Consider the following 8,362-nt stretch of genomic DNA (forward strand, 5'->3'; position numbering starts at 1 on the left):
CGATGAGGTTGATAGGTTCGGTGTGGAAGCGCGGTAACGCGTGGAGCTGACGAATACTAATCGGTCGAGGACTTATCCACACACTTAGCAACTGATCATGCAGATCCAGTTTTCAGGGAATAAAAGAAGCCATCCAGCTTGGATGGTTTTTTTGTACTTCTTGAAAACTGAAATTTCTGACGTCTATCATTTCGAAAAAGGAGTCATGCCATTATGGAACAAGCTTCTTCGAGTCGGCTCCACTATGCCTGGATCATTGCAGGTGTCACCTTTTTTATCCTCTTGGTTGGCGCTGGAATTCGCTCAGCTCCTGGTGTTTTTATGGTTCCTGTTGAACAAGAATTTGGTTGGAGTCGCTCTTCTATCTCCATAGCGCTGTCGATTAACCTATTGCTATATGGATTAGTGGGTCCATTTGCAGCAGCAGTCATGGATCGATTCGGCATAAGGCGTATTACGATCATTGCTCTTATCTTGTTAGCATTGGGTTCCTCCCTCACGACTTGGATGCAGGCCTCCTGGCAATTGACGATACTTTGGGGAGTGGTTGTTGGGCTCGGATCAGGATGCACGGCTTCCGTATTGGGAGCGATGATTGCAAATCGCTGGTTTGTGAAGCAACGAGGATTGGTTATGGGGATATTAACAGCGAGTGGTGCAACAGGACAGCTGGTATTTCTCCCTCTACTTGCAAGCTTGGCTGAGTCAGATGGCTGGCGTACGGCATCGTGGGTGATTGCAATAGCAGCTCTGATTTTGGTTCCGATTGTGGCTATCTTGATGCGTGACCGACCAAGTGATAAGGGACTTCAGGCATTTGGTGCGACGGAAGTTGATCAAGAAATAGAGGATAGCAAGCAAAACCCTTTTCGTGCAGCTATTGATGGTTTAGTAAAAGGGTCTCGTCCCTTTGATTTCTGGTTGTTGGCTGGCAGCTTTTTTATTTGCGGTCTCTCTACAAATGGTTTAATCGGTACTCATTTTATAGCTGCTTGTATGCAGTACGGCATTCCAGCGGTAACGGCTGCAAGTTTACTCGCCCTCATAGGTATCTTTGATATTATTGGAACAACATTGTCTGGTTGGCTATCGGACCGTTTTAACAATCGTTGGCTCTTGTTTTGGTATTACGGTTTACGGGGATTTTCGTTAATGCTGCTTCCTGCAGCGCTATCCTCTTCTACGTTTACTTTGGGCTTATTCATTGTCTTCTATGGCTTAGATTGGGTAGCCACGGTTCCTCCAACACTTAAGTTGACAACCGATATTTTTGGAAAACAACAATCAGGAATTTTGTTTGGGTGGATATTGGCCGCTCATCAATTAGGTGCTGCTGTGGCTGCCTACGGTGGAGGAGTCATTTATTCCATGTTGAATAGTTACTTCATCATGTTTATCATTGCTGGAATATTTTGCTTGATAGCTTCTGTCATGGTTATGCGGATTGGAAGGAACGCGCTCGCGGCGAAAATTTCCGGGAACATGTAGCGGTAAAAATATAGATGGAAAGAAAAACACCCGAGTAGACACTAGATCACTCGGGTGTTCGTTAGTTTTCAGGCTGCGGATACAAGGGGAGGATGATACGGAAAACGGCGCCGTGGAGTGGACCATTTTCTGCTTGGAGACAGCCGTGCGAACGTTCGATAATTGCTCGAGAAATAGCTAGCCCCAGTCCGACATCACCATTTTTTCCTTTCACAAAACGATGAAATAAATGAGGGAGAAGTTCTTCCGCGATGCCCTCTCCATCATCTTGTACTTCTATTTGGAGTTGACGTTTGCCTGATTTGATTTCGATCGTGATCTGATCCTTGGCATGGCGTAAAGCATTTCCAATGATATTCAACAAGGCTTGAAGAAACTTTCCTTCATCGACGTACACGACGTCATTGGTTTTAGTCGGAAGTACTGAAATCGTTACATTGTGCTGGAGCTGCAAAGGGTGTAAGCGCTCAATGGCCCGAGTCACCAGGTCAGTAGCGGAATGCCATGAGGGATCGAACAAATTCTCTTCGCCCTCAAGTTTGGCCAACAATATAATTTCATTCACAATATGCTTTAATCGATTGGTTTCCTCTACGATGACATCAAAACCTTTTTCAGCAGCAGCACCAACAAAAACACCATCGCGAATTCCCTCAGCATATCCTTGAATAGACATGAGAGGGGTTTTTAGCTCGTGGGAAGCATTCTGTAAAAATTGCCGCTGGATTTCATGAAAACGATCGAGTTCCTGTGCCATGGAGTAAACACTATTCGAGACCTCAGCAATTTCACCGCGTGCAGGAATGAGTTGGACCTCGGAAAAACGCCGTGCTTGAACCTTTTTTATTTCTCTCGTCAATTTATAAAGTGGCTTCACCATACTACGTGTAATAAAAAAGCTGAGCAAAATGGTAGATACAGCTCCAATCAAGACGATGAGCAATATGTTATTCGTCATCTCCATACGAATGTCTTTTAGTCCACGTACAGGAGAGGCTAGAATCAGTCTTTGCTTTTCGTCGTTTTTAAAAGGCAAGTTAACGACCACGTAATCATCGCTTCCGACCATCCATATGTTTCGATTTTGCCTTTTCTCCGCTTTACGCTCAAGAGCATCCATCCACTCATTCAAATTGGAAGAAGGCAGGGATGTGTAGAGCACTTTTTTCTTTTTGCCCAAGACTAAAACTTCTACCTTGCGATTGGAGACGAGAAGCTTTTCGAGTTCTGCGACTCCCTCTGTTTCAATCTTTACATTCGATTCGTTCATTTTTTCAATCCAGAATCGACCTTTTAGGTTTAATTCATTCTTTTGCTGCTCAATTAAATTATCCAGTAAAAACGAATTAATCAGAACAGCGGATACCCCCATGACAAGACAGAGAAGAAGGGCGAACATCAACGTAATGCGAAATTGGATACTCATTCATCCTTCAATCCTTCCGAAGTTCGCAGGCGATACCCAAAGCCCCAAACCGTTTCGAGAGGGAGCTTGTCCAGCTTTTTTCGGATACGACGAATGAGATCATCAACCACTCGATCACTTCCAAAATAATCATAACCCCATATAAGAGAGAGCAGTTCATCACGGGAAAAAGCCCGATTCGGATGCTCCGATAAAAGGCTGAGCACCTGAAACTCTTTCGAGGTCACCTCAACTTCCTCCCCAAAAGAATATACGAGACGTTTTTCCTTATCTAATACCAGAGTGCTGTTAGCGGTTTCTTCCGTATGGGATTTCATCTGTTTCCAACGCTGGAGTGCCCGATTCACGCGTGCCACTAATTCACGAGGGCTAAAAGGTTTGGTGAGATAATCGTCGCTTCCTAGCTCTAGTCCAAGAATTTTGTCTACTTCTTCGTCGCGAGCAGAAACCATGATAATAGGCGTTTCTGAGCCAGCTCGAATACGTCGGCAAAACTCATAGCCATTCATCCCTGGCAACATAATGTCCAATACCCATAGATCGGGGGGATTCTCTTGCTCTAATGTAATAGCCTCTTCGGCTGATTCAACGGCAGTTGTAACATAGCCTTCCTTTTGCAGATAGGCTTCGACGATCTGACGAATATTGAGGTCATCGTCTACGATAGCAATGTGAAAGGTCTTCATAGGTTTCCTCCGCGAACCTGTAGATTCTCACTATATTGTACATCTTCAAACGGACTTAAGTAGTTGTTGTAGGCATTTCCCATACTTTTCCCATACTTGGCTACGATTCTTACAATAGTGTAAGGAAGTTGAAACCCAAATCGATAGGACTACATGTCTATTCCCTGTAAAATCAAAGTACATTCAATAAACGGAGGGATACACCATGAGAAAACTAGTACAGATGATCGCGATTACGTTCGGGTTGTTAATCGATACAAAGACAATGATTCGCTCCTCTGAATTGGAAATGGTCGTGAAGCTGTAAAGATGATGATAAATACATGTAAAAAAACATGAACTTCTAGGCGCCAGAATAAAGGGGCCTTTTTTTGTTTTGTGTGATGACCCAGTGTGAAACAAAGCTGGAATATTTAGGGGTAATATGAAATGTGTGAGTGTACGACCAAATTCGGAGGGAAATATTAGGGAAATCGATTGATTCAACTGGTTTTTTTGGACGTGTCCTCTTTCTATATGGTATAATGAAGTATTGTGATAACCAGTTGGAGGTTTACCCTTTATGGCAGAAGAAACTGCTCGGTTTCCAAAAGTCGATATTAGCCACGAAATGAGAGAATCGTTCATTAGCTATGCGATGAGCGTTATCGTCAGTCGGGCTTTGCCTGACGTTCGCGATGGTTTGAAGCCTGTACACAGGCGTATTTTGTATGCCATGCACGATATGGGCCTTACTCCTGACAAGCCGTTCCGTAAATCGGCAAACGTTGTCGGGGAAGTAATGGCGAACTACCATCCGCATGGTGACTCTTCCATCTATGAAGCGATGGTACGTATGGCCCAAGATTTTAACATGCGCTACATGCTGGTTGAAGGGCAAGGGAACTTCGGTTCTGTAGACGGCGACCCGGCAGCGGCGATGCGTTATACGGAGTCGCGTTTTTCCAAGCTCGCGCTGGAGCTTTTGCGCGATATTGATAAAGAAACGGTCGATTTCACTCCTAACTACGACGGACGCAAAGAAGAGCCGGTTGTATTGCCTTCTCGTTTCCCGAACCTGCTTTTGAATGGTGCATCAGGGATTGCTGTAGGTATGGCTACCAATATTCCGCCGCATAACTTGACGGAAGTTATTGATGGTGTCATTGCCATGATCGACAATCCGGATATTACGATTCAAGATTTGATGAAGATTATCAAGGGACCTGACTTCCCTACAGCAGGGGAGATTCTCGGTTACAGTGGTATTCGCCGTGCTTATGAAACAGGCCGTGGTTCCATTATTATGCGCGCCAAAACCCAGATTGAAGAGGATGGGAAAGGCAAACCGCGCATCATCGTAACAGAGATCCCTTATCAGGTGAACAAGGCTAGACTCGTGGAAAAAATCGCGGAGCTAGTGCGTGAGAAAAAAATCGAAGGCATTACCGACCTTCGTGACGAGTCTGACCGCAAAGGAATGCGTATCGTCATGGAATTGCGCCGTGACGTCATTCCAAAGGTTGTATTGAACAATCTGTTTAAGCATACCCAAATGCAGTCTACATTTGGTGTGAATATGCTGGCACTCGTTGACAGTCGTCCGCGTGTATTGAATCTGCGTGACATGCTCTATTACTATTTGGAGCACCAACGTGTCATTATCCGCAGAAGGACCGAATACGATCTCAAGCAAGCAGAAGCCCGTGCTCATATCTTGGAAGGCTTGCGCATTGCATTGGATCATATTGACGAGATTATCAGCTTGATTCGTTCTTCTCAAACCACGGAAGAAGCTCGCACAGGACTCATGGAAAATTACTCCTTGTCCTACGAGCAGGCACAGGCCATTCTTGATATGCGTCTGCAACGCCTGACTGGTTTGGAACGAGAAAAAATCGAGAACGAATACCAAGAGCTCATGGTAAAAATCGCAGAACTGCGTGCTATTCTTGCGGACGAAGGCAAAATCTACGCGATCATCCGGGAAGAGCTGGGTGAGATCAAAGAGAAGTTTGGCGATGCAAGACGCACGGAAATTACATTCGATGAGAATCATATCGAAGATGCAGATTTGATCCCAGAGGAAGATGTGGTCATCACCCTGACGCATGACGGATATATCAAGCGTCTGCCTGTTTCCACCTATCGTTCGCAAAAACGTGGTGGACGTGGCGTGCAGGGGTTGGGAACCAAGGATGACGATTTTGTCGAGCATCTGTACATTACCAACTCGCATGATTACATCATGTTCTTCACGAGCAAAGGGAAGGTGTATCGCCTAAAAGGATTCGAGATTCCTGACCTGAGCCGGACAGCGAAAGGTACCCCAATCATCAATCTCATTCAGATTGAAAAAGGGGAACGGGTGAGTGCGGTAATCCCTGTGAAGGAGTTTGATCAAGAACATTACCTGTTCTTTGCGACTAAAAAGGGGATTATTAAGAAAACCACGCTTGAGTCCTATGAAAATATTCGCAAAGGCGGACTAATTGCGGTTAACCTGCGCGACGATGATGAGTTGATTGGTGTTCGTCTGACGGATGGCCAACAAGAAATCATTATGGGTACTCACAAAGGCATGTCCGTCCGTTTCAATGAGGGAGACGTACGCACGATGGGACGTAACGCCACTGGTGTGAAGGGGATTACCCTTGACGACGATGATGATGTCATCGATATGGACGTTATCAAACCAAATGCAGAAGTGCTCATTGTAACGGCGAATGGTTACGGAAAACGGACTCCTGTCGATGAATACCGCATTCAATCTCGTGGCGGTAAAGGAATTAAGACTCACAATGTAACGGATCGAAGCGGTCCGGTCGTCGGGCTGAAAGTCGTTGAACCTGAAGAAGATCTGATGATTATTACCACTTCCGGCATCATCATTCGTACAGAAATGAAAGGTATTTCTGTGATGGGGCGTTACACGCAAGGTGTGAAACTGATCCGTTTGTCTGAAAATGAGCAAGTGGGATCAGTCGCCAAATGTCCTCCGACTGAGGAAGAGGACATGTCAGATGAAGATGTGGAAGAGGGAATCGAAGATCTGCAAGACGGAGAGACTGTCGAAGCAACCGAGCCTACCGAACCGACAGAGGAATAAAGAAAATCGCGACGAAAGCGTCCCGCATAATGTGGGGCGTTTTTTCGTGTAAGTGCAGAAAGTTTGTCCTGGCCAGTGCTTTTTTCCTGCAAATGGTTTGGGTTTGAAGTAAAATTGGGAAATGGATACTATATCATTAACAAGTTGGATCGGGTGGTGAGCAGGTTGCCCAATGTGGAAGTGAAACAACTGACTCTTGGAGCGAAATTGGCTGAAGACGTATTTACAGCATTGGGAGGCATTCTTTTTGCAAAAGGAACTCCTCTCTATGAAAGAGAAGTGCAATTCCTAGAAGCGTTCATGATCAAGCAGGTACAAGTAGAAGATTCAGGAGGGGCTTCGACTGACCAAGGGGAATCTCCTACAACTAAGGTAGAGGCGCCAGAAGCTTCTGATAAGTTTACTCAAGCTAAACCTGTGTTTCAGGAGTCATTTGATAGAGCAGTGTCTACACTAAAAAATTTGATGACCCGCGTACAAGGCGGCAATAACATACCCGTTATGGAAGTCAGAGAAGTTGTTACGCCGATCATTACGGAGTTTCAGCAGCAACCGCAAGTTCTCCTCTCCCTTCGGCGCTTTGCAAAGATGGATAGCTATGCTTATGAGCATGCCGTAGCGGTTGGGATGATTTCTTATATGATTGCAAAATGGGTCAAGGTACCAGAAAAAGAATGGATGCAGGTCGCATTGGCGGGTACATTGCTCGATATAGGAAAAACGAAAATTGATCGGCGGATATTGCAAAAACCAGGGAAGCTTACGCCAGACGAATTCGAGGAGATGAAAAAGCATACCGTTTATGGTTACCAAATTATTAAGGCATCCCACGGTTTAAGTGAAGGTGTAGCATTAGCGGCTTTGCAACATCATGAGCGGGAAGATGGTTCAGGCTATCCGCTAGGTTTGCCTGGATCTAAACTACATTTATACAGTAAAATTGTCGCTGTGGCCGATGTGTATCATGCAATGAGCTCGGACCGTGTGCACCAAAAGGCGTTGTCTCCCTATCAAGTCGTGGAGCAATTAGTACAGGATAGCTTCGGGAAACTTGATCCTACCATTGTTCGGACATTTGTGGAGGGGATCACTCAATTCGCTGTAGGAACATTAGTTGAATTAAGTGATGGAACGATTGGGAAAATCGTATTTACAGATCGTAATCATCCAACGAGACCAATGGTTGAAACAGGTGGGAAAATCGTAAACTTAGTCGAAGCGCGACATTTATCTATTGTGAGAGTAATGGAACAATAAAGAAGAGAGGCGAGTGATTCGCCTCTTTTTTTAATGTGTTTTAAAGTAATTTAATTTTATTATAAAAACCTCTTGTGTTGTTTAAAAATACGTGATAAGATACTCCTTGTCGCTTCGATTGGAGCAACACTTCAAGAAGAAAAGTCAATTAGGCTATTTACTTCTTGAGCATTGTTTGATAAAGTATTGAATTGTCGCCATCAAGCGGAACAAGATTTTTTTAAAAAAACATCTTGCAAAATCCTAGGCGGTATGATAAGATAGAAAAGTCGCCTCGAGAGAGACGGACGAAAAAATGCTCTTTGAAAACTGAACAGCGAAAGCGTTAATGAGTCTATCATTAAATGATTTGCCAGCTTTGAACCAGTAACAAACTTTATTGGAGAGTTTGATCCTGGCTCAGGACGAACGCTGGCG

General features: G+C 44.6%; 6 protein-coding genes. 3 read left to right on the plus strand and 3 right to left on the minus strand.

Annotation, left to right across the window (positions count from 1 at the left end; genetic code table 11):
• Positions 1 to 213: 213 nt before the first annotated feature.
• Positions 214 to 1,488, plus strand: coding sequence for an MFS transporter (locus M3630_RS30350; RefSeq protein ID WP_251254654.1), 1,275 nt, complete (start codon positions 214 to 216; stop codon positions 1,486 to 1,488).
• 61 nt (positions 1,489 to 1,549) lie between these two features.
• Here M3630_RS30350 and M3630_RS30355 read toward each other — a convergent pair whose 3' ends face one another.
• Complete coding sequence (locus M3630_RS30355; protein ID WP_251254655.1) at positions 1,550 to 2,914, minus strand: sensor histidine kinase; 1,365 nt, start codon at positions 2,912 to 2,914, stop codon at positions 1,550 to 1,552.
• A complete protein-coding gene (locus M3630_RS30360) occupies positions 2,911 to 3,600 on the minus strand; it encodes a response regulator transcription factor (RefSeq protein WP_251254656.1) in 690 nt (229 codons plus the stop codon). The genes M3630_RS30355 and M3630_RS30360 overlap by 4 nt, the downstream gene beginning before the upstream one ends.
• Positions 3,601 to 4,162: 562 nt before the next feature.
• On the opposite strand from M3630_RS30360, the gene gyrA reads away from it, so the two are divergent.
• Positions 4,163 to 6,688 carry a DNA gyrase subunit A gene (gene gyrA / locus M3630_RS30365; RefSeq protein WP_251254657.1) on the plus strand — a complete coding sequence of 842 codons (2,526 nt, stop codon included), beginning with the start codon at positions 4,163 to 4,165 and terminating at the stop codon, positions 6,686 to 6,688.
• Between the two features lie 165 nt (positions 6,689 to 6,853).
• On the plus strand, positions 6,854 to 7,945 hold the full coding sequence (locus M3630_RS30370) for an HD-GYP domain-containing protein (RefSeq protein ID WP_173612568.1): 1,092 nt from the start codon (positions 6,854 to 6,856) through the stop codon (positions 7,943 to 7,945).
• A gap of 200 nt (positions 7,946 to 8,145) precedes the next feature.
• Here M3630_RS30370 and M3630_RS30375 read toward each other — a convergent pair.
• On the minus strand, positions 8,146 to 8,362 hold a 217-nt coding region (locus M3630_RS30375), incomplete at its 5' end, for a hypothetical protein (RefSeq protein WP_251254658.1).

Source organism: Brevibacillus sp. MER 51, assembly GCF_023714195.1.
Taxonomy (GTDB): domain Bacteria; phylum Bacillota; class Bacilli; order Brevibacillales; family Brevibacillaceae; genus Brevibacillus.